Here is a 26,527-nt window from a genome sequence, read left to right on the forward strand (position 1 = left end):
GATCAATCCTTCAGCAGGTTGAGGGGAGGAATGCGGGCAACGAGGCCGCGCTTGAGGGAATCGGGCCGACCGCGCCATGGAATGAGGCCGTCGGTCGAGGTGGCGAAGAGTTTGGCGCCGGTGACGAGGTCGGCGCCGCTGGTCGCGGTCAGGTCGCCGAAGACATAGCTCCAGCAACCGTCGCGCAGGATCGCGGCGCTCAGCCGGCGCTTGCAATTGCCGAGGCACTCGACCGTGCGGATGCGGATGTCGTCGTCCGCAGCGGCTTGGCGCGTGTCTTCGGCTAGCAGTTCGCCGGCGCGGGGATGGGCGTCGGAGCCGGTCTCGTCGCGGCAGGAGGCGCAGACGATGACGGTGACGCCGGCCAAGGCATCCCCGTCGGCGGACGAATTGTCCGCTGTGCCAGCCGAAAAACTGCTGTTCTGGTCCAAAAACCGGGCTCCTTGCCCGGAAACCCGCCGGGCGATCGGATTCTTTTGTCGCAGACGGCAGGTCTCCTGGCTCGCGGGTCATCGCCTTGGGTGCCGCCTTCCCGGGAACGTCCCAGTGGCTTTCGGCCTTGGCTCTTCGCTTACAGTTGCGGGGACAGCCGCGGATTTGAGATCGAAATCCCGCACCGCATTCCCTCTTAGCCCCTGCCGTTGCGGGCAAGGGACCGTCTGGAGCGGATTTAGGCTTTTGCAGGCAGCGGTGTCAACGCGCGGCTACGACATGGCCATGTCGGCGAGCGCCGGACCCAGATCGCCGGCCGGCGTCACTTCGATGCGTTGAAGGCCAAGCCAGCCCTGCATCTGCTGCAGTTCCTCGAAGAGTTGCGCGGCGGTTTCAGGTGGCGCGCCGGGTTCGGCGTAGGCGGCGTGGGTGCGCAGGACGCTGGCCGGCCGGTCAGCCTTGAGGTCGACGCGGGCGACGATCCGGTCGCCGAGCAGGAAGGGCAGGACGTAATAGCCGTATTGGCGCTTCTCAGCCGGCGTGTAGATCTCGATGCGGTAGTGGAAATCGAACAGCCGCTCCGAGCGCGAGCGCTCGAAGACGACCGGGTCGAACGGCGCCAACAGGGCGCGGGCCTCGATTTTCCGGGGCAGGCGGGCGTCCTTATGAAGGTAGGCCGGCTTGTCCCAGCCCTCGACACGCACCGGCAGCAATTCGCCCAACTCGACCAGTTCCTCCAGCCGGCCTTTCATGTCGGCCGGCGATAGCCGAAAGTAGTCGCGCAGGTCGCCTGATGTCGCCACGCCATGGGCGCGGGCGGAAATGCGCAGCAATTCGCGGTGCGCGTCCTCGGCTGGCGGCACGGGCAGGTCGAGGATCGCCTGCGGCAGCACGCGCTCGGGCAAATCATAGAAGCGCTCGAAGCCGCGGCGGTGCGCCGTGGTGATGCGCCCGGCCCAGAACAGCCATTCGAAGGCATGCTTGGCATGGCTCCAGCCCCACCAGCCGCCCGAACCTTTCTGACCTTCCAGCGCGGAAGCGGCAATCGGACCGCGCGCGACGACCTCGCGGTAGATCTCTTCTATATAGGGGGCATGCTCTCGGCCCCATTTGGCCAGGCCCAGATACATCTCGTCGCCCTGCTCGGCTCGCTGCATGCGCCAGCGCATCAGCGGGTAGGTCTCGACCGGCAGGAAGGAAGCCTCATGCGCCCAGTATTCGAACACCGTGCGCTTGCGCGTCACGGCGGCGTTGTCGAGCAGAGCGAGCGGGTAGGGGCCAAGGCGCGAATAGAGCGGCATATAGTGAGCGCGCACCACCGCGCTGACGGAATCGATCTGCAGCAGGCCGGTGCGCGAGAGCACGCGGGCGAAGTGGCGGCGGTCGGGTGTGCCATTTGGGCGGGGATCGAGAAACCCCTGTGCGGCGAGCGCGATGCGCCGGGCCATGGCAAGCGAGATTTTTTCCTTCATGCAGGTATCACTCTGGGCGCTTCTGCTGTGGGTCTGACGGGTGATTCCAGCCCATGCTAGCAGGGTTTTAGCGGCAACCCTGTCAGGAGAGAAAAGTGGAGTAAAAAACGAAGGAAATCAAACAGGAGCGGATCGGACCAGTTTCTCCGGATATGCCGTCCAGGTCGGCGTTTTGAACAAGGTTTGACTTGCTTCGCTGGAAGTGCTGCGCTAACCCTCGCCGCGTTGCAGCATAGGCCCCTTAAAACGGTTCAGCGGTTAATCTGTCACGCTTCCGCATTAAGGTCCGGTGCTGTAATCAAAGTGGATTGGCGCCAACGGAAAGCCGCTGCATGAACGCACTTCTCAGTTCGTACCTGCCCATCGTCCTGTTCATCGGCGTGGCGCTGGTCGTCGGCCTGGCGCTGCTGGCCGCACCGTTCCTGGTGGCCTACCGCAATCCCGATCCCGAAAAGCTTTCCGCCTACGAGTGCGGTTTCAACTCGTTCGACGATGCCCGCATGAAATTCGACATCCGCTTCTACCTGGTGTCGATCCTGTTCATCATCTTCGACCTCGAAGTGGCCTTCCTGTTTCCCTGGGCAGTGTCCTTCTCGAAGATCGGCATGCTGGGTTTCTGGTCGATGATGGTGTTTTTGGCAGTGCTGACCATCGGCTTTGCCTATGAATGGAAAAAAGGAGCGCTGGAATGGGATTGAACGACAGTTCAGGCACCCTCGTCGCGCCGAAGCCGAAGGGCATCATCGATCCCAACACCGGCAGGCCGGTGGGGGAGGACGATCCCTTCTTCCTCGAAATCAACAATGAGCTTGCCGACAAGGGTTTCCTGGTCACCTCGACCGAGGCGCTGATCACCTGGGCGCGCTCGGGCTCGCTGATGTTCATGACCTTCGGTCTGGCATGCTGCGCCGTCGAGATGATCCACACCTCGATGCCGCGCTACGATTCGGAGCGCTTCGGCGTCGCGCCGCGTGCGTCACCGCGCCAGTCCGACATCATGATCGTCGCCGGCACGCTGACCAACAAGATGGCGCCGGCGCTGCGCAAGGTCTACGACCAGATGCCGGAACCGCGCTACGTCATCTCGATGGGCTCCTGCGCCAATGGCGGCGGCTACTACCACTATTCCTATTCGGTGGTGCGCGGCTGCGACCGCGTCGTGCCGGTCGACATTTATGTGCCCGGCTGCCCGCCGAGCGCCGAAGCTTTGCTCTACGGCATTCTTCTCCTGCAGAAGAAAATCCGCCGCACCGGCACGATCGAACGGTAAATCCATGGCCGCATCCCTTAGCGAACTGTCGACCTATCTCGGCGAAAGGCTGATCGGTCGCGTCAATGGCGCTGACATTGCCTATGGCGAGCTCACCATTCATGTCGAGCCGCGCGACCTCATCGAAGTCGTGACTTTCCTGCGCGACGATGCGCGCTGCCAGTTCAACTCGATCATCGATGTCTGCGGCGCCGACTATCCGTCGCGGGCCAAGCGCTTCGACGTCGTCTATCACCTGCTGTCGCCGAAACAGAATGTGCGCATTCGCGTCAAGGTGCAGGCCGACGAGGAGACGATGGTGCCGTCGATCACCGGGGTTTTCCCCGGCGCCGACTGGTTCGAGCGCGAGACCTACGATCTCTATGGCGTGCTGTTCTCGGGCCATCCCGATCTGCGCCGCCTGCTGACCGACTACGGTTTCGAAGGCCATCCGCTGCGCAAGGATTTCCCGCTGACAGGCTTCGTCGAAGTGCGCTACGACGACGAAGCCAAGCGCGTCATCTACGAGCCGGTCGAGCTCAAGCAGGAATTCCGCAATTTTGATTTTCTTTCCCCTTGGGAAGGCACCGACTACGTGCTGCCCGGGGACGAAAAAGCCAAGACGAATTGAGGCGCCAGAATGGCTGAGACCTCCGTCCGCAATTTCAACATCAATTTCGGCCCGCAACATCCTGCGGCGCACGGCGTTTTGCGCCTCGTGCTGGAGCTCGACGGCGAAGTCGTCGATCGCGTCGATCCGCATATCGGGCTGCTGCATCGCGGCACCGAAAAGCTGATCGAGGCAAAAACCTATCTGCAGGCTGTGCCTTATCTCGACCGGCTCGACTATTGCGCGCCGATGAATCAGGAACATGCCTTCGCACTGGCCGCCGAACGCCTGCTCGGCATCGAAGTGCCGAGGCGCGGCCAGCTGATCCGCGTGCTCTATTGCGAGATCGGCCGCATCATGTCGCACATCCTCAATGTGACGACGCAGGCGATGGACGTCGGCGCGCTGACGCCGCCGCTGTGGGGTTTCGTTGAGCGCGAAAAGCTGATGGTGTTTTATGAGCGCGCCTCCGGCTCGCGCATGCATGCCGCCTATTTCCGGCCCGGCGGCGTCCATCAGGACCTGCCGCGCCAGCTGGTCGAGGACATCGGCAAGTGGATCGACCCGTTCCTGAAGTCGATCGACGACCTCGACAAGCTGCTGACCGGCAACCGCATCTTCAAGCAGCGCAATGTCGATATCGGCATTGTTTCGCTGGCCGATGCCTGGGCCTGGGGCTTTTCGGGCGTCATGGTGCGCGGTTCGGGCGCGGCCTGGGATCTGCGCAAGTCGCAGCCCTATGAATGCTATTCGGAAATGGATTTCGACATTCCGATCGGCAAGAACGGCGACTGCTACGACCGTTACCTCGTGCGCATGGAAGAAATGCGCCAGTCGGCCAGGATCATGCGCCAGTGCGTCGATCTTCTACTCGGCAAGGAAAGCACCGGCCCGGTGTCGAACCTCGACGGCAAGGTCGTGCCGCCCAAGCGCGCGGCGATGAAGCGTTCGATGGAAGCGCTGATCCACCACTTCAAGCTCTACACCGAGGGCTATCGCGTGCCGGCCGGCGAGGTCTATGCGGCCGTCGAGGCGCCGAAGGGCGAATTCGGCGTCTATCTCGTCTCCGACGGCACCAACAAGCCGTATCGCTGCAAGCTGCGCGCGCCCGGTTTCGCGCATCTGCAAGCCATGGATTTCTTGTGTCGCGGCCACATGCTGGCCGACGTCACCGCCGTTCTTGGCTCCCTCGACATCGTGTTTGGTGAGGTCGATCGCTAAATGTCAGTCCGCCGTCTCGCAGAAGCCAGCGTCCAGCCAGCATCCTTCGCCTTCAACCGGGCGAACGCGGCAGCGGCGAAGCAATGGATCAAGAAGTACCCGAAGGGCCGCGAGCAGTCGGCGATCATTCCGCTGCTGATGCTGGCGCAAGAACAGGAAGGCTGGGTCACCAAGGCGGCGATCGAGACGATTTCGGACATGCTCGGCATGCCCAGGATTCGCGGGCTCGAGGTCGCGACCTTCTACACGCAGTACCAGCTCAATCCGGTCGGCACCCGCGCGCACATCCAGGTCTGCGGCACCACGCCCTGCATGCTGCGCGGCTCGGAAGCGCTGATGGATGTCTGCCGCTCGAAAATCCATCACGACCAGTTCCACACCAACGACAAGGGCACCTTGTCGTGGGAAGAAGTCGAGTGCCTCGGCGCCTGTGTCAACGCGCCGATGGTGATGATCTTCAAGGATACGTTCGAGGATTTGACGCCGGAACGCCTGGCCGAAATCATCGATCTCTACGATGCGGGCAAGGGCGCCTCGGTGGCGCCGGGACCGCAGAATGGCCGCACCGGCTCGGAGCCGGCCTCTGGTCTCACGACGCTGAAAAGCGAAAAGGCGATCCTCAAGTCGACCCGCGACCGGGAAGCCAGGGAGGCAGCGAAGGCCGCCAAGGCGGCACCCGACGCGATCATTGCCGCACCCGTTCCGGCACCCGCTCCCGTCGCACCGTCCAACGCCAGCAAGCCGAAGACCGACGCGCCTGAAACCAGCCCGGCGTTGAAGACACCCTCGAAGACCAAGGTGGCGCCGGCGGCGGAGAAGGCGGCGAGTGTTTCGGCGCCGCTGCATTCGGCCGCCAACGCCAACAAGGCAGCGCCTGAAGTCGAGAAGGTCTCCAAGCAGCGCAATGGGCCGAAGGCCAAGGCCGAACCGGCCTCTGCCTTCAAGGCGCCGGAAGCCAAGGCGCCGGCGGCAAAGCCCGCAAAACCGTCGCTGGATGACAAGAACCGTCCGGCCGGTATCGACAGGCCGGCCGCGGTCGACGATCTCAAGCTGATCTCCGGCGTTGGCCCGAAGATCGAGGGCGTCCTGCATACGCTGGGCATCTTCACCTTCGCGCAGGTCGCTTCCTGGAAGAAGGCCGAGCGCGAGTGGGTGGACGGCTATCTCTCCTTCCACGGCCGCATCGAGCGCGACGACTGGGTCAAGCAGGCCAAGGCGCTCGCCAAGGGCGGCGTCGCCGAATACATCCGCGTCTTCGGCAAGAAGCCGGTCTGAGGGACGAAAAATGCTTCAGGATAAAGACCGCATCTTCACCAACATCTACGGCCTGTTCGACAAGTCGCTGGCCGGCGCCATGGCGCGTGGCGCCTGGGACAACACGCCCGGCATCGTCGCCAAGGGGCGCGAATGGATCGTCAATGAGATGAAGGCGTCCGGCCTGCGCGGCCGTGGCGGCGCCGGCTTCCCGACGGGCCTCAAATGGTCGTTCATGCCCAAGCAGAGCGATGGCAGGCCTAGCTACCTCGTCATCAACGCCGACGAATCCGAGCCCGGCACCTGCAAGGACCGCGACATCCTGCGCAACGATCCGCACACGCTGGTCGAAGGGGCGCTGCTCGCCGGCTTCGCCATGGGCGCGATTGCCGCCTACATCTATGTGCGCGGCGAGTTCATCCGCGAGCGCGAGGCGCTGCAGCGCGCCATCGACGAGGCCTATGAGGCCAAGCTGATCGGCAAGAACAACACGTCCGGCTACGATTTCGACGTCTACATGCATCACGGCGCCGGCGCCTATATCTGCGGCGAAGAGACGGCGCTGCTGGAAAGCCTGGAAGGCAAGAAGGGTCAGCCCAGGCTGAAGCCGCCATTCCCGGCCAATGTCGGCCTTTATGGCTGCCCGACCACCGTCAACAATGTCGAATCGATCGCGGTGGCGCCGACCATCCTGCGCCGTGGCGCGGCCTGGTTCTCGTCCTTCGGCCGGCCCAACAATGTCGGCACCAAGCTGTTCTGTGTCTCCGGCCACGTCAACAATCCGTGCACCGTCGAAGAGGCGATGTCGATCCCGTTCCGCGAACTGATCGAGACGCATTGCGGTGGCATCCGCGGCGGCTGGGACAATCTGCTCGCGGTCATCCCGGGCGGCGCCTCGGTGCCGCTGGTGCCGGCCGAGCAGATCATCGACACGCCGATGGATTTCGACGCGCTGCGCGACCTCAAATCCGGCCTCGGTACGGCGGCCGTCATCGTCATGGACAAGTCGACCGATGTCGTGAAGGCGATCGCGCGGCTGTCCTACTTCTACAAGCACGAGAGCTGCGGCCAGTGCACGCCGTGCCGCGAAGGCACAGGCTGGATGTGGCGGGTGATGGAGCGGCTGGTGCGCGGCGAGGCGCAGAAGCGCGAGATCGACATGCTGCTCGACGTCACCAAGCAGGTCGAGGGCCACACGATCTGCGCGCTGGGCGATGCGGCGGCATGGCCGATCCAGGGCCTGATGCGGCATTTCCGCGGCGAGGTGGAGCGGCGCATCGACGAGTTTTCGCGCAACGCGCATCGAGCCGAACCGGTGATGGTGGCGGCGGAATAGAAGATTTTTGAATGCTGGAATAACGGGGCGGGGCGAACGAAGAAACGACCAGGAGAACTCTATGGCGCCGTATTCGACACCCTACCCATTGATGCCTAATTTGGACCAGATCGAGAAGATGAACCAGGACCTGACCAGGATGATGCCGAAGGAGATGGCCAGCGCCGTCAACCTTTTCGTGCACCCTGTCGCTGGTGCGGCGGCAATGTCGGCGCTTGGCATCGGGCTTGCCAATCATGCGTTCGGCGTCTGGCTGGGGGCACTCACAGGAGCCGCCGAGGCATCACAGCGCCTGATGCAGCCGCTGATCGAGGATTTCGAGGCGCGCGTCGAGCAATTCGAGGACGCGAGCTCGTCGTCCATCAAGGCGCGGGCGACGGCCAAAACCATGATTGCCGAGGCGCAGTCCTTCGCGCAGGAAGTCACCGACATCGCCGCCAAGGAAGCCGCCACCACGGTGCCTGCGGTAAATGTCGCTCCTGCAACGAGCGAGGCCGCCGACGTTCTGCTGCCCGAGGATTTCAGGCAGCCCAAGGCTATGGACAAGCCGGCGAAACCGTCCGACCTCAAGGCGATATCGGGCATCGGTCCGAAGCTGGAAAGGGTGCTGAACGGGCTCGGCATCTGGACCTATGCCCAGATCGCCGCCTGGTCGCCGCAGGAGATCGCCTGGGTCGACGACTATCTGTCGTTCAACGGCCGTATCGGCCGCGACGACTGGACTGCCCAGGCGGCTGTGCTGGCCGCGAAGAAATGAATGAAATGCCGGGTGCTGCGTCTGTCGCGCCCGGGAAATGAGATTGCGGGAAATCCGCAGGGGTTTGAAGCGAATGGCAAAGCTCAAGGTCGACGGGAAAGAGATCACTGTACCCGACCACTACACGCTGCTGCAGGCGGCGGAAGACGCGGGCGCGGAAGTGCCGCGCTTCTGCTTCCATGAGCGGCTGTCGATCGCCGGCAATTGCCGCATGTGCCTGATCGAGGTGAAGGGCGGGCCGCCCAAGCCGCAGGCCTCCTGCGCCATGGGCGTGCGCGATTTGCGCCCCGGCCCCAATGGCGAGCCGCCGGAAATCTTCACCAACACCCCGATGGTCAAGAAGGCCCGGGAAGGCGTGATGGAGTTCCTGCTGATCAACCATCCGCTTGATTGCCCGATCTGCGACCAGGGCGGCGAATGCGACCTGCAGGACCAGGCCATGGCCTTCGGCGTCGATTCCTCGCGCTACCACGAGAACAAGCGCGCGGTCGAAGACAAGTATATCGGCCCGCTGGTCAAGACGGTGATGAACCGCTGCATCCATTGCACGCGCTGCGTCCGCTTCACCACGGAAGTCGCCGGCATTTCCGAACTCGGCCTGATCGGCCGCGGCGAGGACGCCGAGATCACCACCTATCTCGAACAGGCGATGACCTCGGAATTGCAGGGCAATGTCATCGATCTGTGCCCGGTCGGCGCGCTGACCTCCAAGCCCTTCGCCTTCCAGGCGCGGCCGTGGGAACTGACCAAGACCGAATCCATCGACGTGATGGATGCGGTCGGCTCGGCGATCCGCATCGACAGCCGTGGCCGCGAAGTGATGCGCATCCTGCCGCGCGTCAACGAGCAGGTGAACGAGGAGTGGATTTCCGACAAGACCCGCTTCATCTGGGACGGGTTGCGCACGCAGCGCCTCGACCGTCCCTATGTGCGCAAGGACGGCAGGCTGGTTGCGGCAAGCTGGGCCGAAGCGTTCGCGACGATCAAGGACGCGGTGTCGAAGATCACGCCCGAGAAGATTGGCGCCATCGCTGGCGATCTCGCGGCGGTCGAGGAAATCTACGCGCTGAAGCTGCTGATGGCTTCGCTCGGCTCGAAGAATGTCGACTGCCGCCAGGATGGCGCCGCACTCGATCCGGCGCTCGGCCGTGCCAGCTACATTTTCAACCCGACCATCGAAGGCATCGAGCAGGCCGATGCGGTGCTGATCATCGGCGCCAATCCGCGATTCGAGGCTTCGGTGCTCAACGCCCGCATCCGCAAGCGCTGGCGGGTCGGCAATCTGCCGGTCGGCGTCATCGGCGATGTCGGCGACACGCGCTACGAGTATGAACTGCTCGGTGCCGGGCCGGATTCGCTGAAGGATCTGGCCGACGGCAATGGCACGTTCTTCCAGACGCTGAAGAAGGCGACGCATCCGCTGATCATTATCGGCCAGGGCGCGTTGGCGCGCGCCGACGGCGCGGCCGTGCTCGGCCAGGCGGCGAAGCTCGCCGCTGCTGTCAATGCCGCTCGCGCCGACTGGAACGGCTTTGCCGTGCTGCACAATGCGGCGGCCAGGGTCGGCGGCCTCGATCTCGGCTTTGTGCCGGGCGAGGGTGGCAAGGATGTCGCCGGTATGCTCGGCGAAACGGACGTGCTGTTTCTGCTCGGCGCCGACGAGATCGATATGGGCAAGACCGGCGGCGCCTTCGTCGTCTATATCGGCACCCATGGCGACCACGGCGCGCATCGCGCCAATGTCATCCTGCCGGCGGCTGCCTACACGGAAAAGTCAGGCACCTTCGTCAACACCGAAGGGCGCGTGCAGCAGACCAACCGCGCCGGTTTCGCGCCTGGCGATGCGCGCGAGGACTGGGCGATTCTGCGGGCCCTGTCCGACGTGCTGGGCAAGAAGCTGCCGTTCGATTCACTGCCGCAACTGCGCGCCAAGCTCTATGGCGAGTATCCGCATCTGGCCCGCATCGATCAGGTCGCGGCCGGCAATGCCGAGGACATTGCCGGCGTGGCGAAGCTCGGCGGGCGACTGAACAAGGGCACCTTCACCTCGCCGGTCAAGGATTTCTACCTGACCAACCCGATCGCGCGGGCATCGGCCGTGATGGCGGAATGCTCGGCACTGGCCAAGAGCGGCTTCAAGCAGGCGGCGGAATAAGCATGGACACCTTCTTCTCCTTCTACGTGCTGCCGGCGCTGCTGATCCTTCTGAAGTCAGTCGTGCTGATCGTGGTGCTGCTGATCTTCGTGGCCTACATCCTCTACGCCGACCGCAAGATCTGGGCGGCGGTGCAGTTGCGCCGTGGCCCGAACGTCGTCGGCCCCTGGGGCACGCTGCAGGCCTTCGCCGACCTGTTGAAATTCGTCTTCAAGGAACCGGTCATCCCGTCCGGCGCCAACAAGGGCGTGTTCCTTCTGGCGCCGCTGGTATCGGCGGTGCTTGCGATTTCGGCCTGGGCGGTCATTCCAGTCAACCAGGGTTGGGCGATCGCCAACGTCAATGTCGGCATCCTCTATGTCTTCGCCATCTCCTCGCTCGAGGTCTACGGCGTGATCATGGGCGGCTGGGCGTCGAACTCGAAATATCCGTTCCTCGGCGCGCTGCGTTCGGCCGCGCAGATGGTCTCCTACGAAGTCTCGATCGGCTTCGTCATCGTCACCGTGCTGCTCACCGCCGGCTCGCTCAACCTCAGCGATATCGTGATGTCGCAGCAGGGTGGGCTTGGCACCAGACTCGGCCTGCCCAACACCTTCCTCGACTGGAACTGGCTGGCGCTGTTCCCGATGTTCATCATCTTCTTCATCTCGGCGCTGGCCGAGACGAACCGGCCGCCTTTCGACCTGGTCGAGGCCGAATCGGAACTGGTCGCCGGCCATATGGTCGAATATTCGTCGACGCCGTTCCTGCTGTTCTTCCTCGGCGAGTATGTCGCCATCGTCCTGATGTGCGCGCTGGCGACCATCTTGTTCCTCGGCGGTTGGCTGCCGCCCTTCGACTTCGCGCCCTTCACCTGGGTGCCCGGCGTCATCTGGTTCGTGCTGAAGGTGTGCTTCGTGTTCTTCGGCATCTCGATGGTGAAGGCCTTCGTGCCGCGCTACCGCTACGACCAACTGATGCGGCTGGGCTGGAAAGTGTTCCTGCCGATCTCGCTGTTCATGGTTGTCGCCACCGCAGCCTTCCTCAAGATCACGGGGTTTGCGTGATGTCCGCTTTGTCCCAGGCCGCAAAATCGCTGCTTCTGCAGGATTTCGTCAGCGCCTTCTTCCTGTCGATGCGCCAGTTCTTCGCGCCGAAGGAGACGATCAACTATCCGCACGAGAAGGGGCCGACCAGCCCGCGCTTCCGGGGCGAGCATGCGCTGCGCCGCTATCCCAATGGCGAGGAACGCTGCATCGCCTGCAAATTGTGCGAGGCGATCTGCCCGGCGCAGGCCATCACCATCGAGGCCGGCCCGCGCCGCAATGACGGCACGCGCCGCACGGTGCGCTACGACATCGATATGGTGAAGTGCATCTATTGCGGCTTCTGCCAGGAAGCCTGCCCGGTCGATGCCATCGTCGAGGGGCCGAATTTCGAATTCGCGACTGAAACGCGCGAGGAGCTCTACTACGACAAGGACAAGCTGCTGGCCAATGGCGACCGGTGGGAGCGCGAACTGGCGCGCAACATCTCATTGGATGCGCTGTACCGCTGATATTTGACGCATGGACGAGGCGAGGGGCCTCGTCTAAGGACACAACGAAACTTGCCGACCGGAGGCGGTCGCAAAAATCAAACACGACGAATGTCCTGTTTGGGATAGGAACCCGGGGGAACCCCAATGCTGAGTGGACTAGAGGCGGCCTTTTTCTACCTCTTCGCCTTTGTCGCCGTGGCGTCGGCGTTCATGGTCATTTCATCGCGCAACCCCGTGCATTCGGTGCTGTTCCTGATCCTGACCTTCTTCAACGCCGCCGGCCTGTTCATGCTGACCGGCGCCGAGTTCCTGGCGATGATCCTGCTCGTCGTCTATGTCGGCGCGGTCATGGTGCTGTTCCTGTTCGTCGTCATGATGCTCGACGTCGACTTCGCTGAAATGAAAGAGGGCGCGCTGCAATACGCGCCGATCGGCGCGCTGGTCGGGCTGATCCTGGCGGCGGAGCTGATCGTCGTGCTCGGCGGCTACACATTCGCGCCGAAGCTGGCCGCGACAGTGTCCAAACCGATCCCCGATCTCGCCACGCGCTCGAACACGGCCGCGCTCGGCGACATCCTCTATACCGACTACCTCTACTACTTCCAGATTTCGGGCCTCATCCTGCTGGTTGCCATGATCGGCGCCATCGTGCTGACGCTGCGTCACAAGGAAGGGATCAAGCGGCAGTCGATCGCAGCCCAGGTCGGCCGCACGCCGGCCACCGGCATGGAAATCCGCAAGGTCAAGTCGGGCGAAGGAGTCTGAGATGGTCGTCGGCATCGCACATTATCTGACCGTATCGGCGATCCTGTTCACGCTCGGCGTGTTCGGCATCTTCCTGAACCGCAAGAACGTCATCGTCATCCTGATGTCGGTCGAGCTGATCCTGCTTGCGGTCAACATCAACTTCGTCGCCTTTTCGGCGGCGCTCGGCGATCTGGTCGGCCAGGTGTTCGCGCTGTTCGTGCTGACGGTCGCGGCGGCTGAAGCCGCCATCGGACTTGCCATTCTCGTCGTCTTCTTCCGCAACCGCGGCTCGATCGCGGTCGAAGACGTGAACATGATGAAGGGTTGACGGAACCACCATGTATCAGGCCATCGTCTTCCTTCCACTGCTCGGCTTCCTGATCGTCGGCCTGTTCGGCACGTCGCTCGGCGCCAAGGCGTCCGAATACATCACCTCCGGCTTCCTGGTGATCTCCGCGGTGCTGTCGTGGGTCGCCTTCTTCAGCGTCGGCTTCGGCCATGGCGAAGTGTTCACCGTGCCGGTGCTGCACTGGATCCAGTCCGGCGGGCTGGACGTGTCCTGGGCACTGCGCATCGACACGCTGACGGTGGTGATGCTGGTGGTGGTCAACACCGTTTCGGCGCTGGTCCATATCTATTCGATCGGCTACATGCACCACGATCCGAACCGGCCGCGCTTCTTCGCCTATCTATCGCTGTTCACCTTCGCCATGCTGATGTTGGTGACGGCCGACAACCTCGTGCAGATGTTCTTCGGCTGGGAAGGGGTCGGTCTCGCCTCCTACCTGCTGATCGGTTTCTGGTACAAGAAGCCGTCGGCCAACGCCGCGGCCATCAAGGCCTTCGTCGTCAACCGCGTCGGCGATTTCGGTTTCGCGCTCGGCATTTTCGGTGTGTTCGTGCTGTTCGGCTCGGTCAATCTCGGCACCATCTTCGCCAATGCGGCGACGTTCGTTCCAGCCGAAGGCGCGCCGCAAGGTGCTGCCGTGCTGACCTTCCTCGGCCATGCGCTGGACAAGCAGGCGGCGATGACCGTCGTCTGCCTGCTGCTGTTCATGGGCGCCATGGGCAAGTCGGCGCAGGTGCCGCTGCACACCTGGCTGCCGGACGCCATGGAAGGCCCGACGCCGGTCTCGGCTCTCATCCATGCTGCCACCATGGTGACCGCCGGCGTGTTCATGCTGGCGCGGCTGTCGCCGCTGTTCGAACTGTCGCATTCGGCGCTGACCGTGGTGACCTTCATCGGCGCCTTCACCGCCTTCTTCGCGGCCACCGTCGGTCTCGTTCAGAACGACATCAAGCGCGTCATCGCCTATTCGACCTGCTCGCAGCTCGGCTACATGTTCGTGGCGCTCGGCGTCGGCGCCTATGGCGCGGCGATCTTCCACCTGTTCACGCACGCCTTCTTCAAGGCGCTGCTGTTCCTCGGCTCGGGCTCGGTCATCCATGCCGTCTCCGACGAGCAGGACATGCGCAAGATGGGCGGTCTGCGCAAGCTGATCCCGACCACCTACTGGATGATGGTGATCGGGACGCTGGCGCTGACCGGCGTCGGCATTCCGGTGACCGTCATCGGCACCGCCGGTTTCTTCTCCAAGGACGCCATCATCGAGAGCGCCTTTGCCAGCCACAATTCGGTTGCCGGCCTCGCCTTCGTGCTTTTGGTCATTGCCGCCTGCTTCACCTCCTTCTACTCCTGGCGGCTGATCTTCATGACCTTCCACGGCCAGCCGCGGGCGAGCCATGAGGTGATGCACCACGTGCATGAATCGCCGCCGGTGATGCTGGTGCCGCTGTTCATCCTGGCTGCGGGTGCACTGTTTGCCGGCATCATCTTCCACAATTCCTTCATCGGCGAAGGCTATGCCGAGTTCTGGAAGGCGTCGCTGTTCACGCTGCCGGACAATCACATCCTGCACGAAATCCACGAACTGCCGCTGTGGGTCGAACTGTCGCCCTTCATCGCCATGCTGATCGGCTTCGCGGTGGCCTGGAAGTTCTACATCCGCTCACCGGAATTGCCCCGAAGCGTCGCCGCCAACCATCGCTTGCTCTACGCCTTCCTGCTCAACAAGTGGTATTTCGACGAGCTGTACGACTTCCTGTTCGTGCGGCCCGCCAAGCGCCTTGGCCATTTCCTGTGGAAGACCGGTGACGGCACCGTCATCGACGGGCTCGGGCCGGATGGCATTTCGGCGCGCGTCGTCGATGTCACCAACCGCGTCGTCAAGCTGCAGACCGGCTACCTCTATCACTATGCCTTCGCCATGCTGATCGGCGTTGCCGCACTCGTCACCTGGATGATGCTCTGATGACCGCCTGGCCAATCCTCTCGCTGGTCACCTTCCTGCCGCTGGTTGGTGTGCTGCTTATCCTGTTCATCAAGGATGACAGCGAAAATGCGCGCCGCAACATCCGCGCCATCGCGCTGTTGACGACGACATTCACCTTCATCATCTCGGTGTTCATCTGGACCGGCTTCGACAATTCTCAGTCAGGCTTCCAGTTCGTCGAGAAGGCCGCCTGGCTCGACTCCGGCATTTCCTACCATATGGGTGTCGACGGCATTTCCATGCTGTTCGTCATCCTGACGACGTTCCTGATGCCGCTCTGTATCCTGGCCTCGTGGGAAGCGATCGAGAAGCGCGTCAAGGCCTACATGATCGCCTTCCTGTTGCTCGAAACGCTGATGATCGGCGTGTTCTGCGCGCTGGATATCGTGCTGTTCTACGTCTTTTTCGAAGCCGGCCTGATCCCGATGTTCATCATCATCGGCGTCTGGGGCGGCAAGCGGCGCGTCTACGCCTCGTTCAAGTTCTTCCTCTACACGCTCGCCGGTTCGGTGCTGATGCTGCTCGCCATCATGGCGATGTTCTATCAGTCGGGCACGACCGACATTCCGACGCTTCTGACGCACAGCTTCCCTGCCAATATGCAGACCTGGCTATGGCTCGCCTTCTTCGCCTCCTTCGCGGTGAAGATGCCGATGTGGCCGGTGCACACCTGGCTGCCCGACGCGCACGTCGAGGCGCCGACGGCGGGCTCGGTGATCCTGGCCGCAATTCTGCTTAAGATGGGTGGGTACGGCTTCCTGCGCTTCTCGCTGCCGATGTTCCCGCTGGCGTCGGAAATGTTCGCGCCGCTGGTGTTCACGCTGTCGGTCGTCGCCATCATCTACACCTCGCTGGTGGCGCTGATGCAGGACGACATGAAGAAGCTGATCGCCTATTCCTCGGTCGCCCATATGGGCTTCGTCACCATGGGCATCTTCGCCATGAACCAGGAAGGCGTGCAGGGCGCCATCTTCCAGATGCTCAGCCACGGCCTGGTCTCGGGCGCGCTGTTCCTGTGCGTCGGCGTCATCTATGACCGCATGCACACGCGTGAGATCGCTGCCTATGGCGGGCTGGTCAACAACATGCCGAAATACGCCACCGTGTTCATGGTCTTCACCATGGCCAATGTCGGCCTGCCCGGCACCAGTGGTTTCGTCGGCGAGTTCCTGACCATGCTCGGCGTGTTCCGGGTCAACACCTGGGTGGCGTTCTTCGCCGCTACGGGCGTCATCCTGTCGGCGGCCTACGCGCTCTGGCTCTACCGCCGGGTGATCTTCGGCGCGCTGACCAAGGACAGTCTGAAGGGGCTGCTCGACCTGTCGTTGCGCGAGAAGGTGATCATCTACCCGCTGGTCGCGCTGGTGATCTTCTTCGGCGTCTATCCCGCTCCCGTCTTCGACGCGACGGCCCAGTCGGTCAAGTCGCTCGTCACCAATGTCACCGCATCCATCGGCGCCGCGCAAACCGCGGCGGCGAACTGACCCAGGGGTTTTGCGAACCATGACGCCGGACCTTCTCTCCAGCCTGTCGCTCTCGACGCCCGAGCTGATCCTTGCCATCGGCGCGCTCGCGCTGCTGATGGTCGGGGCCTATTCGCGCGCCAACACCGCCAATACGGTGACCGGCCTTGCCGTTGCCGTGCTGGTGGTCGCCGGCGTCTGGCTGGTCTTTTCCACGGGGCAGGGCAGCGCCTATGGCAACGCCTTCATCCAGGATCCCTTCTCCCGCTTCATGAAGGTGCTGGCGCTGGTCGGCTCGGCGGTGACGCTCGTCATGTCGATGCGCTTTGCCAAGGCGGAGCGTTTCGACAAGTTCGAATATCCGGTGCTGATCCTGCTGTGCACGCTCGGCATGATGCTGATGATCTCGGCCAACGGCATGATCGGGCTCTATCTCGGCCTCGAGCTGCAGTCGTTGGCGATCTACGTGCTGGCGGCGATCAACCGCGACAATCTGCGTTCGACAGAGGCCGGCCTGAAATACTTCGTCCTCGGCGCGCTGTCGTCGGGCATGCTGCTCTACGGCATCAGCCTGGTCTATGGCTACACCGGCAACACCGGCTTCCAGGAAATCGCCTCGGCGCTCGGCAGTGGCCCGCGCCAACTCGGTCTCGTTTTCGGCCTGGTCTTCGTGCTTGCCGGCCTTGCCTTCAAGATCTCGGCGGTGCCGTTCCATATGTGGACGCCCGACGTCTATGAAGGCGCACCGACGCCGGTGACGGCCTTCCTGGCGGCGGCCCCCAAGATGGCGGCGATGGCGCTGATCGTGCGCGTCACTATGGGCGCGTTTAAGCCGATCGCCGCCGATTGGCAGCAGATCATCGTCTTCATCTCGATCGCCTCGATGGCGCTCGGCGCCTTTGCCGCGATCGGCCAGACCAATATCAAGCGCCTGATGGCCTATTCCTCGATCGGTCACATGGGCTACGCGCTGGTCGGCCTTGCCGCCAACAGCCAGGCCGGCGTGCGTGGTGTTGCCATTTACATGCTGATCTATCTGATGATGACGCTCGGCACCTTCGCCTTCATCCTCGCCATGCGGCGCAAGGAAGGCAATGTCGAACAGATCAGCGACCTGGCCGGGCTGTCATCGACCAACCCGATCATGGCCACTATCCTCACCATCCTGATGTTCTCGCTGGCCGGCATTCCGCCGCTCGCCGGCTTCTGGGGGAAGTGGTACGTCTTCCTCGCCGCCATCAACGCCAACCTCTACGCGCTGGCGATCATCGGCGTGCTGGCCTCGGTGGTGGGCGCCTATTACTATCTGCGCATCATCAAGATCATGTGGTTCGACGAACCGGTCGGCGGCTTCGTGCCGATGGCCAGTGAATTGCGTGTCGTGCTCGGCGTCTGTGGCGCCTTCGTGCTGTTCTATGTGCTGATCGGCGGACCGATCGGCACCTATGCCGAAGCCGCCGCCAAGACATTTTTCTGACGGGATGGCATTTCGGCTGGCCCCAACCTCGGCGTCGGAAGGGTTCCGGCTCGAGGCCCATGACAGCGTCGGCTCCACCAACACGGTGGCGCTGGACCACGCCCGGGCAGGTGACCCGGGCAGGCTGTGGGTTGTTTCCAAGAAGCAGGAAAGCGGGCGTGGCCGGCGCGGCCGCGCGTGGGTGTCGCCCGATGGCAACCTGGCGGCGACCTTGCTCGTCATCACCGGTGGTGAACTACGGCTGGCCGCGACGCTGGGCTTCGTCGCGGGCCTTTCGCTTGCCGATGCACTCGACGCCGCGGTGCCGAAGGGCCGCATCGCCGTAGGACTCGATGGCGCAAGCCAGGGACAAAACCGTTTCGAGTTGAAATGGCCGAACGATGTGCTTGCTTCGGGCGCCAAGCTCGCCGGCATCTTGCTGGAGTCGGCGATACTGGAGGGCGGCCGTTTCGCGGTGGCGGTCGGCATCGGCGTCAATGTCGTGGCGCACCCCAGGGATTTGCCTTATCCCGCGACATCGCTGCAAGCTCTCGGCGCGACATGCGATGCCGAAACGCTGTTCCTGGCGCTATCCGATGCCTGGAGCGAGAATGCCCGGCTGTGGGATGAAGGCCGCGGCCTTGCCGCCGTCAGGCGGCGCTGGCTGGCGCGCGCGGCGGGACTTGGCGGCGAGGTTGCCGTCAGAATTGACGGTAATGTGGTGCGTGGGGTGTTCGAGACCATTGACGAGGACTGCCGTTTCGTGATCCGCGACGATGAGGGGACTGTCCTGACGATCGCGGCCGGCGACGTGCATTTCGGCGCGGTCGCGTCCGCTCAAGTATAGTTTGTTTCTGCGCAATTCCGGACGGAAAACCGTTAGACACTTTTCCTGGAATTGCTTTAACGGCTTGGCCCGAGGGTCAGGAAGGGAAAAATCATGGCGAAAGCGGAAAACGCCGAACTCGTCTTCGTGCCGCTCGGCGGCGTCGGCGAGATCGGCATGAACTTCGCCCTCTACGGCTACGGCCCGCCGAGCGCGCGCGAATGGATCGTCATCGATGTCGGCGTCACCTTTCCCGACGCGGCGCATCCGGGCGTCGACCTGATCCTGCCCGACACGCGCTTCATCGAGGAGAACCTCGCTAATCTGCGCGGCATCATCATCACCCACGCGCATGAGGACCATTATGGCGCGCTGCTCGACATCTGGCCGAGGCTGAAGGCCCCCGTGTGGATGACGCCGTTCAGTGCCGGGCTGCTGGAAGCCAAGCGGCAGGGCGAGCAGGGGGCGCCGAAGATTCCGCTGACGATCTACCGGGCCGGGGAGAAATTCACCGTCGGTCCGTTCGAGATCGAAGCCATTCCGGTGGCGCACTCCATCCCCGAGCCGATGTCGCTGGCCATCACCACGCCAGCCGGCACGGTCATCCACACCGGCGACTGGAAGATCGATCCGGAACCGACGATCGGGCCGAAGACCGACGAGGCGCGCTTCCGTGCCTATGGCGACATGGGCGTGCTGGCGCTGATCTGCGATTCGACCAATGCGCTGCGGGAAGGGGAATCGCCGTCGGAAGTGGCGGTTGGCGAGGGGCTCAAGGGCGTCATCCAGAGTGCCGTCGGCCGTGTCGCCGTGACGACCTTCTCCTCCAATGTCGGGCGTATCGTTTCCATCGCCAAGGCGGCGCGCGATGCCGGCCGCCAGTGCCTGGTGCTCGGCCGCTCGTTGAAGCGCGTTATCGACGTTGCCGACGAGCTTGGCTATATGGACGGCCTGCCGGAATTCATTGCCGAGGAGGACTTCGGCTTCATCCCGCGCGAAAACCTTGTCATCATCTGCACCGGCAGCCAGGGCGAGCCGCTGGCGGCGCTGGCAAAACTGTCGCGCGACGAGATGAAATCGGTGTCGCTGACGGCGGGCGATACGGTGGTGTTCTCCTCACGCACCATCCCCGGCAATGAGAAGGCGATCCTCGAGATCAAGAACCGCCTGATCGATCTCGGCATCAAGATCATCGAGGACGGCGACGCGCTGGTGCACGTCTCCGGCCATCCCCGGCGCAGCGAGTTGCGCAAGATGTATGAGTGGGTGCGCCCAAAGATCGGCGTTCCCGTGCATGGCGAGGCGGCGCATCTGGTGGCGCAGGGCTCGCTGATGTCGACCTCCGGCATCGGCCAGGTGGCGCAGGTGCGCGACGGCGACATGCTGCGGCTCGCTCCCGGCCCCGCCACCATCATCGACCAGGTGCCGTTCGGCCGCATCTACAAGGACGGCAATCTGATCGGCACCGACCAGGCGATGGGCATTCGCGACCGGCGCAAACTGTCCTTTGCCGGCCATGTCGCGGTCAATGTCGTGCTCGACGACAAATACGAGCTGGCCGGCGATCCCGATCTGGTCGCCATCGGGGTCGCCGAGGCCGACGCCAGCGGCGAGACGCTGGAGGATTTGATGATCGATGCGGCCGTCGGTGCGGTCGATTCGATTCCCCGCCAGCGGCGCAAGGACCTCGACCTGGTACAGGAAGCGGTGCGGCGCGCGGTGCGCGGCGCCGCCAACGAAGCCTGGGGCAAGAAGCCGCTGGTGACGGTGTTCGTCACCAGATGAGGGTAGCGCTGGTTCGCGGCTCTAGACGTTCAGCTGATAGCTGACCGGGAGCCAGCGAAAAGAGCCGTTCACCGCTTCGATGTAGCCCAGGCCTGGAAACGGCATGTGATGGCCGGCGACCAGCAGGCGCTGGTCCGCCGCCATCTTCAGCAAACGCTTGCGGGTCTCGATCGCCCGTTCCTTGTCATCATCGAAATCCGCATGCCATTCCGGATGCTGGATGGACACGACATAGTGCAGGAACGCATCCGACCAGATCAGCAATCGCTGGCCGCCGCTTTCGACGAGAAATGCCAGCAGGCCGGGGGAATGGCCTGACGCGTCGATGGCGGTAATGCCCGGCAGCACCTCATCTCCAGGCGCTATGAACGTTGCCCGGTCGGCCAGCCCGGTGCAAATCCGCCGGAACAGATCACGGTTGGCCAACCTGGCCGCGCGCACCGCTGTTGCCTCGGTCCAGAAAGCGAATTCAGCCGCGCCAAAAACATAGCGGGCCTGGCCGAAGACGGGTTTGCCGTTGCTGACAAGCCCACCGATGTGGTCCGGATGGCCGTGGGTGATGACCACCACGTCGATATCGTCAGGATCAAGCCCAAGGTCCTGCAAGCACTCCAAGAGTGAACTGCCCTCATCGCCGCATCCGGTGTCGAACAGGATCCTTTCGGATCCGGTGTCGATCAGCGTCGGGATGAAGCAGTGCTCGAATCGATCCCGGTCGATGAAGTTCGAGACCGCGAGTTGCTGCACCGCGGTTGGCGGCTGTCCGGCCGCGAAGGCTGCTGCAAGATTGTCTCTGATATCGACAGCGTCGAGCAAGGCGGCAATCTTGAATGAGCCGAGATCGAAGGTGAAAACGCGGGCGCGGGCAGGGCGGATGTAAGACATTGCCGTTTGTACTTTGCGGTTGTGGGCCGGAATAGCCTCGATCGTGATTCGGCCGAATGTTCACCAAAGTGCGACAGTGCGCGCCTCGTGAATGGCTGTTGATCTCAGCTGATTTGACGTATGACGCCAGCCAGTGACAGAAGAGAGATAGCTCGTACATGCTCGGACGGCTGAACCATGTCGCGCTTGCGGTGCCGGATCTGGCTGCCGCCGTTGCCGCCTACCGCAACACGCTTGGCGCCGAAGTGACGGAGCCGCAGGCTTTGCCGGAGCATGGCGTCACGGTGGTGTTCGTCAATGTCGGCAACACCAAGATCGAATTGCTGGAACCACTGGGCGAGGGCTCGCCGATCGCCGCGTTCCTGGCGAAGAACCCGTCAGGCGGCATGCATCATCTCTGCTACGAGGTCGACGACATCCTGGCCGCGCGGGACCAGCTCAAGGGCGCCGGCGCGCGCGTGCTGGGCGACGGCAATCCGAAGACCGGCGCGCATGGCAAGCCGGTGCTGTTCCTGCATCCGAAGGATTTCTTCGGCACGCTGATCGAACTGGAGCAATCATGAGCTGGGTTTCGTTCACCGCCCTTTTTTTCGCGACCTGGTGGGTGGTGCTGTTCGCCGTACTGCCGTTTAGCGTCAGGACGCAGGACGACGATCATGACGTGACACTGGGCACGGTTCCAAGCGCGCCGCGCGGGCCGCACATGCTGCGCGCGGTGATCCGCACCACCATCGCCACGGCGATCCTCATGGGCATTTTCTATGGGCTGACGCACGGGCTGGGCTACAGCCTCAACGACATCCCGCATATCGTGCCGGATTTCGGCCAGACCCCGGCGAAATAGATCGCCCGGCGAGAGTGCGACGACGACGTCGATGCGCCGCGGATGAGGGTCGAGACGCTGCCATGCTTCACGGCTGACCGCTTGCTGACGCTAAGTCATGTGTTCTGACAGCACGCCACGCTAACCAGATGATTGCACAAAAAAAATGCAAGGCACGAGGCCTTGCAATTAAACGCGTCCGATCTGTTTCCGGTTTCCGGCGGCAGCGAGTAACCGCGCCTAGATCGCATCCTCCCAAGACTTTGACCGCGTAGGAGAGCAGATTTTTCTCCGCCCTCTCGGTTATCGCGGCACACTAGCCTAAGCCGAATGAAAATGTCACGAAGAATTTTGCCTCGAAACAGGCATTCTCGTGCTGCACTGCACAATAGTATGGCATGCTTTGCTTGGGAAACGACCAGCAAGGCTCGGCGGAGCCTTTGCGGCATGTTCTGGATTGACGCGCGCAAAGAATTGGCGGCCAAAACCGAAGAGGTTCGGCATGCCCGATGCCGGCACGTCCTGGTCCGGAAACCGGAGGATTCCGGGCCGTGGCGCGCTAATGTGCCGCCATGCCCGGGTTTCCATTCCGTCATGAAATGGCTATGAAGCCGGGGCAAGCAAGCCTGCGTCGCGCCGATTCTGGCGTGGCCGTTCTCATTCACGGACCAGTCCATGCGTTTGTCGCGCTATTTCCTGCCTATCCTCAAAGAAAATCCGCGCGAGGCCGAGATCGTCTCGCATCGGCTGATGCTGCGTGCCGGCATGATCCGCCAGCAGGGGCAGGGCAGTTTTTCCTGGTTGCCACTTGGCAAGCGGGTGTTGGACAAGGTCTGCCAGATCATCCGCGAGGAGCAGAACCGCGCCGGCGCGCTGGAAATCCTGATGCCGACCATCCAGTCGGCCGATCTGTGGCGCGAAAGCGGCCGCTACAACGACTATGGCAAGGAGATGCTGCGCATCAAGGACCGCCAGGACCGCGACATGCTCTACGGCCCGACCAACGAGGAAATGGTCACCGAGATCTTCCGCGCCTATGTGAAGTCCTACAAGGATTTGCCGCTCAACCTCTACCACATCCAGTGGAAGTTCCGCGACGAGGTGCGGCCACGCTTCGGCGTCATGCGCTCGCGCGAGTTCCTGATGAAGGACGCCTATTCCTTCGACCTCGACTTCGAGGGCGCGAGGGCTGCCTACAACAGGATGTTCGTCTCCTACCTCAGGACGTTTACGCGCATGGGCCTGCAGGCGATTCCGATGCGCGCCGACACCGGGCCGATCGGCGGCGACCTCAGCCACGAATTCATCATCCTGGCCGATACCGGCGAAAGCCAGGTTTTCTGCCATCGCGACTATCTTTCGCTTGCCGTGCCGGGCGCCGAAACCGACTTCGCCAATGACGGCGAGATATCAGATATCGTCAAGACATGGACGACGCCCTACGCCGCCACCGACGAGATGCATGACGAAGCAGCTTGGGAAAGGGTGCCCGAGAGCGACAAGGTTTCGGCGCGCGGCATCGAGGTTGGTCACATCTTCCATTTCGGCGAGAAGTATTCCAAGCCGATGGGCGCCAAGGTGACCGGACCGGACGGCAAGGACCATTTCGCCTCCGGCGGTTCCTACGGCATCGGCCCGTCGCGCCTGGTCGCGGCGATCATCGAAGCCAGCCATGACGAGAACGGCATCATCTGGCCCGACGCCGTGGCGCCGTTCGACATCGGCCTGATCAACATGAAGGTGGGCGACGCCGATTGCGACCGTGTCAGCGAAGAGCTGAATGCCGCCTTCACCGCCGCCGGCAAGGACGTGCTCTATGACGACACCGACCAGCGGCCGGGCGGCAAGTTCGCCACCGCCGACCTGATCGGTCTACCCTGGCAAGTGATCGTCGGACCGCGCGGCGTGGCCGCCGGCGAGGTCGAGATCAAGAATCGCAGGACCGGCGAGCGCGAAACGCTGCCGATCGCCGATGCGAAAAAACGCTTCGGTGCCGCCGCATGAGCGAGGCGGCGGCGGCAAGATCAGCGGGCGCCGGCCCGTTCTCCTTCTTCGAGCGCACGGTTGCCTGGCGCTATTTGCGCTCGCGGCGCAAGGAGACGGTGATCTCGGTCATCGCCTCGATCTCCTTCCTCGGCATCATGCTGGGGGTGGCGACGCTGATCGTCGTCATGGCTGTGATGAACGGGTTCCGCGCCGAGCTTTTGACGCGCATCCTTGGCGTCAACGGCCATCTGATCGTGCAGCCGCTCGACTCGCCGCTTGAGGACTACGCCCAGGTTGCCGGCCGCATCAACGGCGTGCCCGGCGTCAAATACGCCATTCCGCTGATCGACGGCCAGGTGCTGGCGCAAGGCAATGTCGGCGGCGGCACGGGCGCACTGGTGCGCGGTATCAGGGGCGAAGATCTCGGCAAGATCGCCATCGTCGCCAACAACATCAAGCAGGGTTCGCTCGCCGGTTTCGATTCGGGCGAGGGCGTCGCCATCGGCAAGCGCATGGCCGAGAATCTCGGCCTGACGCTGGGCGACACCATCACGCTCATCTCGCCCGATGGCGACGTAACGCCGATCGGCACGACGCCGCGCATGAAAGGCTACAAGATCGCGGCGATCTTCGAAGTCGGCATGTCGGAATATGACACGTCCATCGTCTACATGCCGTTCTCCGAAGCGCAGCTCTATTTCAACATGGATGGCCGCGCACAGACGATCGAGATCTATGTCGACAATCCCGACAATGTCGACGCGCTGAAACCGAAGGTGGAAGAGGCAGCGCAGCGGCCGATCGACATGGTCGACTGGCGCCAGCGCAACGAGACCTTCTTTTCCGCCCTGCAGGTCGAGCGCAACGTCATGTTCATGATCCTGACGCTGATCGTGCTGGTGGCCGCGCTCAACATCATTTCGGGACTGATCATGCTGGTGAAGGACAAGGGGCACGACATCGCCATCCTGCGCACCATGGGCGCCTCGCGCGGCGCCATCCTGCGCATCTTCCTGATGACGGGGGCGGCGATCGGCGTCACCGGTACGCTCGCCGGCGTGCTGCTCGGCGTCGTCATCTGCACCAACATCGAATCGATCCGCCAGTTCTTCTCCTGGATGACCGGCAAGGTGCTGTTCAACCCGGAGCTCTATTTCCTCAGCCAGCTGCCGGCGAAGATGGATCCGCGCGAGACGACCTATGTCATCATCATGGCGCTTGGGCTGTCCTTCCTGGCAACGGTGTTTCCGGCATGGCGGGCCGCCCGCCTCGATCCGGTCGAAGCCTTGAGGTACGAGTAGTGGCCGAGATCATTATCGAGCTGAAGAGCGTCGAGCGGCACTATGTCCAGGGGCCGCGCAAGCTCACCATTTTGAACGGCGCCGATTTCTCGCTGAAGCGCGGCGAGATGGTGGCGCTGGTGGCGCCATCCGGCACCGGCAAGTCGACGCTGCTGCATACGGCCGGCCTGCTGGAACGCCCCGACGCAGGCGACGTGATCCTGGCCGGCCGGGCCTGCGGGCGGCTCTCCGACGACGAACGCACGTCAATCCGCCGCAACGATGTCGGCTTCGTCTACCAGTTCCACCATCTGCTGCCGGAGTTTTCCGCGCTGGAAAACATCATGATGCCGCAGCTGATCAAGGGCCTGCCGCGCAAGGAAGCGGCCGAGCGCGCCGCGCAACTGCTCGACTATATGCAGATCGGCAAGCGCGCCTCGCACCGGCCGTCCGAACTCTCCGGCGGCGAGCAGCAGCGCGTCGCCATTGCCCGCGCCGTCGCCAATGCTCCGCTGGTGCTGCTGGCCGACGAGCCGACCGGTAATCTCGACCCGGTCACCGCCTCCTATGTCTTCGAGGCGCTGGGCGCGCTGGTCAAGCAATCGGGCCTGGCGGCGCTGATCGCCACCCACAATCACGAGCTGGCATCGCGCATGGACCGGCGCGTCACGCTCGCCGACGGCAAGGTCGTGCCGCTTTAGGCTGTGCCGATATCAGGCGAATTGACCGAATATCGACACATCCGCGAAGATGGGTTTGGCCGAATCTTCATATGGCTTTCTAGACCTCGCCGAGGGCCTGTCGCCATTCACTATCGCGACCTGTTGATAGGCGTCTCGCCATCAACCTTTCCTTAACCCTGCCGATCTGATCGCCCGGAGATTCTTGGCGGGACCGGATTCTGCGCGTTGACATTGAAACAAAATTAGAACAAATTG

The 26,527-nt window shown here is 63.2% G+C and carries 25 protein-coding genes and 1 riboswitch; of the genes, 22 read left to right on the plus strand and 3 right to left on the minus strand.

The window, feature by feature from the left end:
* Positions 1-2: 2 nt before the first annotated feature.
* Both D3242_RS05405 and D3242_RS05410 read right to left on the minus strand, forming a co-directional pair.
* Positions 3-431 (minus strand): DUF1636 family protein, encoded by a 429-nt coding sequence (locus D3242_RS05405; protein WP_019858945.1) that lies wholly within the window; start codon positions 429-431, stop codon positions 3-5.
* A 39-nt stretch (positions 432-470) separates the two neighbouring features.
* Positions 471-675: riboswitch (cobalamin riboswitch) on the minus strand.
* 29 nt (positions 676-704) lie between these two features.
* Positions 705-1,904, minus strand: a complete 1,200-nt coding sequence (locus tag D3242_RS05410; protein WP_064983942.1) for a winged helix-turn-helix domain-containing protein — start codon at positions 1,902-1,904, stop codon at positions 705-707.
* A 332-nt stretch (positions 1,905-2,236) separates the two neighbouring features.
* Between D3242_RS05410 and D3242_RS05415 the strand changes: the two genes are divergently transcribed.
* The 17 genes from D3242_RS05415 to D3242_RS05495 all read left to right on the plus strand — a co-directional run bounded on the left by D3242_RS05415 (position 2,237) and on the right by D3242_RS05495 (position 20,615).
* Positions 2,237-2,602, plus strand: coding sequence for an NADH-quinone oxidoreductase subunit A (locus tag D3242_RS05415; RefSeq protein ID WP_010910112.1), 366 nt, complete (start codon positions 2,237-2,239; stop codon positions 2,600-2,602).
* Complete coding sequence (locus D3242_RS05420; protein ID WP_015317338.1) at positions 2,593-3,174, plus strand: NuoB/complex I 20 kDa subunit family protein; 582 nt, start codon at positions 2,593-2,595, stop codon at positions 3,172-3,174. Before D3242_RS05415 ends, D3242_RS05420 begins: the two co-directional genes overlap by 10 nt.
* A gap of 4 nt (positions 3,175-3,178) precedes the next feature.
* Positions 3,179-3,784 carry an NADH-quinone oxidoreductase subunit C gene (locus D3242_RS05425; RefSeq protein WP_064983943.1) on the plus strand — a complete coding sequence of 202 codons (606 nt, stop codon included), beginning with the start codon at positions 3,179-3,181 and terminating at the stop codon, positions 3,782-3,784.
* Between the two features lie 9 nt (positions 3,785-3,793).
* On the plus strand, positions 3,794-4,984 hold the full coding sequence (locus tag D3242_RS05430; protein WP_019858941.1) for an NADH-quinone oxidoreductase subunit D: 1,191 nt from the start codon (positions 3,794-3,796) through the stop codon (positions 4,982-4,984).
* Complete coding sequence (locus tag D3242_RS05435) at positions 4,985-6,259, plus strand: NADH-quinone oxidoreductase subunit E (RefSeq protein WP_064983945.1); 1,275 nt, start codon at positions 4,985-4,987, stop codon at positions 6,257-6,259.
* Between the two features lie 10 nt (positions 6,260-6,269).
* Positions 6,270-7,574, plus strand: coding sequence for an NADH-quinone oxidoreductase subunit NuoF (nuoF, locus tag D3242_RS05440; protein WP_019858939.1), 1,305 nt, complete (start codon positions 6,270-6,272; stop codon positions 7,572-7,574).
* A 61-nt stretch (positions 7,575-7,635) separates the two neighbouring features.
* A complete protein-coding gene (locus D3242_RS05445; protein WP_064983946.1) occupies positions 7,636-8,331 on the plus strand; it encodes an NADH-quinone oxidoreductase subunit E in 696 nt (231 codons plus the stop codon).
* Between the two features lie 73 nt (positions 8,332-8,404).
* Positions 8,405-10,486 carry an NADH-quinone oxidoreductase subunit NuoG gene (gene nuoG / locus D3242_RS05450; protein ID WP_064983948.1) on the plus strand — a complete coding sequence of 694 codons (2,082 nt, stop codon included), beginning with the start codon at positions 8,405-8,407 and terminating at the stop codon, positions 10,484-10,486.
* Positions 10,487-10,488: 2 nt separating this feature from the next.
* Complete coding sequence (gene nuoH, locus D3242_RS05455; RefSeq protein ID WP_019858935.1) at positions 10,489-11,532, plus strand: NADH-quinone oxidoreductase subunit NuoH; 1,044 nt, start codon at positions 10,489-10,491, stop codon at positions 11,530-11,532.
* On the plus strand, positions 11,532-12,023 hold the full coding sequence (gene nuoI, locus D3242_RS05460; protein WP_064983950.1) for an NADH-quinone oxidoreductase subunit NuoI: 492 nt from the start codon (positions 11,532-11,534) through the stop codon (positions 12,021-12,023). Before nuoH ends, nuoI begins: the two co-directional genes overlap by 1 nt.
* 126 nt (positions 12,024-12,149) lie before the next feature.
* Positions 12,150-12,770, plus strand: coding sequence for an NADH-quinone oxidoreductase subunit J (locus tag D3242_RS05465; RefSeq protein ID WP_019858932.1), 621 nt, complete (start codon positions 12,150-12,152; stop codon positions 12,768-12,770).
* Position 12,771: 1 nt separating this feature from the next.
* The gene (nuoK, locus tag D3242_RS05470; protein ID WP_019858930.1) at positions 12,772-13,080 is read left to right on the plus strand and encodes an NADH-quinone oxidoreductase subunit NuoK; all 309 of its coding nucleotides are present in this window, start codon (positions 12,772-12,774) and stop codon (positions 13,078-13,080) included.
* 10 nt (positions 13,081-13,090) lie between these two features.
* Positions 13,091-15,064, plus strand: a complete 1,974-nt coding sequence (nuoL, locus tag D3242_RS05475) for an NADH-quinone oxidoreductase subunit L (RefSeq protein ID WP_038647492.1) — start codon at positions 13,091-13,093, stop codon at positions 15,062-15,064.
* Positions 15,064-16,569: an NADH-quinone oxidoreductase subunit M gene (locus tag D3242_RS05480; RefSeq protein ID WP_019858928.1), complete on the plus strand. Its 1,506-nt coding sequence runs from the start codon at positions 15,064-15,066 to the stop codon at positions 16,567-16,569. The genes nuoL and D3242_RS05480 overlap by 1 nt, the downstream gene beginning before the upstream one ends.
* A gap of 19 nt (positions 16,570-16,588) precedes the next feature.
* A complete protein-coding gene (gene nuoN, locus D3242_RS05485) occupies positions 16,589-18,025 on the plus strand; it encodes an NADH-quinone oxidoreductase subunit NuoN (protein WP_064983952.1) in 1,437 nt (478 codons plus the stop codon).
* A gap of 4 nt (positions 18,026-18,029) precedes the next feature.
* Positions 18,030-18,851, plus strand: a complete 822-nt coding sequence (locus D3242_RS05490; protein ID WP_019858926.1) for a biotin--[acetyl-CoA-carboxylase] ligase — start codon at positions 18,030-18,032, stop codon at positions 18,849-18,851.
* A 93-nt stretch (positions 18,852-18,944) separates the two neighbouring features.
* Entirely contained in the window at positions 18,945-20,615 is a 1,671-nt protein-coding gene (locus D3242_RS05495; RefSeq protein WP_064983953.1) for a ribonuclease J, read from the plus strand.
* Positions 20,616-20,636: 21 nt separating this feature from the next.
* On the opposite strand, the gene D3242_RS05500 is transcribed toward D3242_RS05495, so the two are convergent.
* Positions 20,637-21,500: an MBL fold metallo-hydrolase gene (locus tag D3242_RS05500; protein WP_064983955.1), complete on the minus strand. Its 864-nt coding sequence runs from the start codon at positions 21,498-21,500 to the stop codon at positions 20,637-20,639.
* A 158-nt stretch (positions 21,501-21,658) separates the two neighbouring features.
* On the opposite strand from D3242_RS05500, the gene mce reads away from it, so the two are divergent.
* From mce to D3242_RS05525, 5 genes are all read left to right on the plus strand, one after another.
* Complete coding sequence (mce, locus tag D3242_RS05505; protein WP_064983957.1) at positions 21,659-22,063, plus strand: methylmalonyl-CoA epimerase; 405 nt, start codon at positions 21,659-21,661, stop codon at positions 22,061-22,063.
* Positions 22,060-22,344: a DUF1467 family protein gene (locus tag D3242_RS05510; RefSeq protein WP_010910093.1), complete on the plus strand. Its 285-nt coding sequence runs from the start codon at positions 22,060-22,062 to the stop codon at positions 22,342-22,344. Before mce ends, D3242_RS05510 begins: the two co-directional genes overlap by 4 nt.
* Positions 22,345-22,998: 654 nt before the next feature.
* Positions 22,999-24,327 (plus strand): proline--tRNA ligase, encoded by a 1,329-nt coding sequence (gene proS / locus D3242_RS05515; RefSeq protein ID WP_064983959.1) that lies wholly within the window; start codon positions 22,999-23,001, stop codon positions 24,325-24,327.
* Positions 24,324-25,610, plus strand: a complete 1,287-nt coding sequence (locus D3242_RS05520) for a lipoprotein-releasing ABC transporter permease subunit (RefSeq protein ID WP_019858920.1) — start codon at positions 24,324-24,326, stop codon at positions 25,608-25,610. Before proS ends, D3242_RS05520 begins: the two co-directional genes overlap by 4 nt.
* Positions 25,562-26,290, plus strand: a complete 729-nt coding sequence (locus D3242_RS05525) for an ABC transporter ATP-binding protein (RefSeq protein WP_171880380.1) — start codon at positions 25,562-25,564, stop codon at positions 26,288-26,290. The genes D3242_RS05520 and D3242_RS05525 overlap by 49 nt, the downstream gene beginning before the upstream one ends.
* Positions 26,291-26,527: the final 237 nt, after the last annotated feature.

This window comes from Mesorhizobium jarvisii (assembly GCF_003601985.1).
Lineage (GTDB): Bacteria > Pseudomonadota > Alphaproteobacteria > Rhizobiales > Rhizobiaceae > Mesorhizobium > Mesorhizobium jarvisii.

What these genes read in the sequence shown, in the direction of transcription:
- D3242_RS05410 (WP_064983942.1), bottom strand. Translation starts at nt 1,904, where the DNA reads ATGAAGGAAAAAATCTCGCTTGCCATGGCCCGGCGCATCGCGCTCGCC.
- D3242_RS05415 (WP_010910112.1), top strand. Translation starts at nt 2,237, where the DNA reads ATGAACGCACTTCTCAGTTCGTACCTGCCCATCGTCCTGTTCATCGGC.
- D3242_RS05420 (WP_015317338.1), top strand. Translation starts at nt 2,593, where the DNA reads ATGGGATTGAACGACAGTTCAGGCACCCTCGTCGCGCCGAAGCCGAAG.
- D3242_RS05425 (WP_064983943.1), top strand. Translation starts at nt 3,179, where the DNA reads ATGGCCGCATCCCTTAGCGAACTGTCGACCTATCTCGGCGAAAGGCTG.
- D3242_RS05430 (WP_019858941.1), top strand. Translation starts at nt 3,794, where the DNA reads ATGGCTGAGACCTCCGTCCGCAATTTCAACATCAATTTCGGCCCGCAA.
- D3242_RS05435 (WP_064983945.1), top strand. Translation starts at nt 4,985, where the DNA reads ATGTCAGTCCGCCGTCTCGCAGAAGCCAGCGTCCAGCCAGCATCCTTC.
- nuoF (WP_019858939.1), top strand. Translation starts at nt 6,270, where the DNA reads ATGCTTCAGGATAAAGACCGCATCTTCACCAACATCTACGGCCTGTTC.
- D3242_RS05445 (WP_064983946.1), top strand. Translation starts at nt 7,636, where the DNA reads ATGGCGCCGTATTCGACACCCTACCCATTGATGCCTAATTTGGACCAG.
- nuoG (WP_064983948.1), top strand. Translation starts at nt 8,405, where the DNA reads ATGGCAAAGCTCAAGGTCGACGGGAAAGAGATCACTGTACCCGACCAC.
- nuoH (WP_019858935.1), top strand. Translation starts at nt 10,489, where the DNA reads ATGGACACCTTCTTCTCCTTCTACGTGCTGCCGGCGCTGCTGATCCTT.
- nuoI (WP_064983950.1), top strand. Translation starts at nt 11,532, where the DNA reads ATGTCCGCTTTGTCCCAGGCCGCAAAATCGCTGCTTCTGCAGGATTTC.
- D3242_RS05465 (WP_019858932.1), top strand. Translation starts at nt 12,150, where the DNA reads ATGCTGAGTGGACTAGAGGCGGCCTTTTTCTACCTCTTCGCCTTTGTC.
- nuoK (WP_019858930.1), top strand. Translation starts at nt 12,772, where the DNA reads ATGGTCGTCGGCATCGCACATTATCTGACCGTATCGGCGATCCTGTTC.
- nuoL (WP_038647492.1), top strand. Translation starts at nt 13,091, where the DNA reads ATGTATCAGGCCATCGTCTTCCTTCCACTGCTCGGCTTCCTGATCGTC.
- D3242_RS05480 (WP_019858928.1), top strand. Translation starts at nt 15,064, where the DNA reads ATGACCGCCTGGCCAATCCTCTCGCTGGTCACCTTCCTGCCGCTGGTT.
- nuoN (WP_064983952.1), top strand. Translation starts at nt 16,589, where the DNA reads ATGACGCCGGACCTTCTCTCCAGCCTGTCGCTCTCGACGCCCGAGCTG.
- D3242_RS05490 (WP_019858926.1), top strand. Translation starts at nt 18,030, where the DNA reads ATGGCATTTCGGCTGGCCCCAACCTCGGCGTCGGAAGGGTTCCGGCTC.
- D3242_RS05495 (WP_064983953.1), top strand. Translation starts at nt 18,945, where the DNA reads ATGGCGAAAGCGGAAAACGCCGAACTCGTCTTCGTGCCGCTCGGCGGC.
- D3242_RS05500 (WP_064983955.1), bottom strand. Translation starts at nt 21,500, where the DNA reads ATGTCTTACATCCGCCCTGCCCGCGCCCGCGTTTTCACCTTCGATCTC.
- mce (WP_064983957.1), top strand. Translation starts at nt 21,659, where the DNA reads ATGCTCGGACGGCTGAACCATGTCGCGCTTGCGGTGCCGGATCTGGCT.
- D3242_RS05510 (WP_010910093.1), top strand. Translation starts at nt 22,060, where the DNA reads ATGAGCTGGGTTTCGTTCACCGCCCTTTTTTTCGCGACCTGGTGGGTG.
- proS (WP_064983959.1), top strand. Translation starts at nt 22,999, where the DNA reads ATGCGTTTGTCGCGCTATTTCCTGCCTATCCTCAAAGAAAATCCGCGC.
- D3242_RS05520 (WP_019858920.1), top strand. Translation starts at nt 24,324, where the DNA reads ATGAGCGAGGCGGCGGCGGCAAGATCAGCGGGCGCCGGCCCGTTCTCC.
- D3242_RS05525 (WP_171880380.1), top strand. Translation starts at nt 25,562, where the DNA reads ATGGCGGGCCGCCCGCCTCGATCCGGTCGAAGCCTTGAGGTACGAGTA.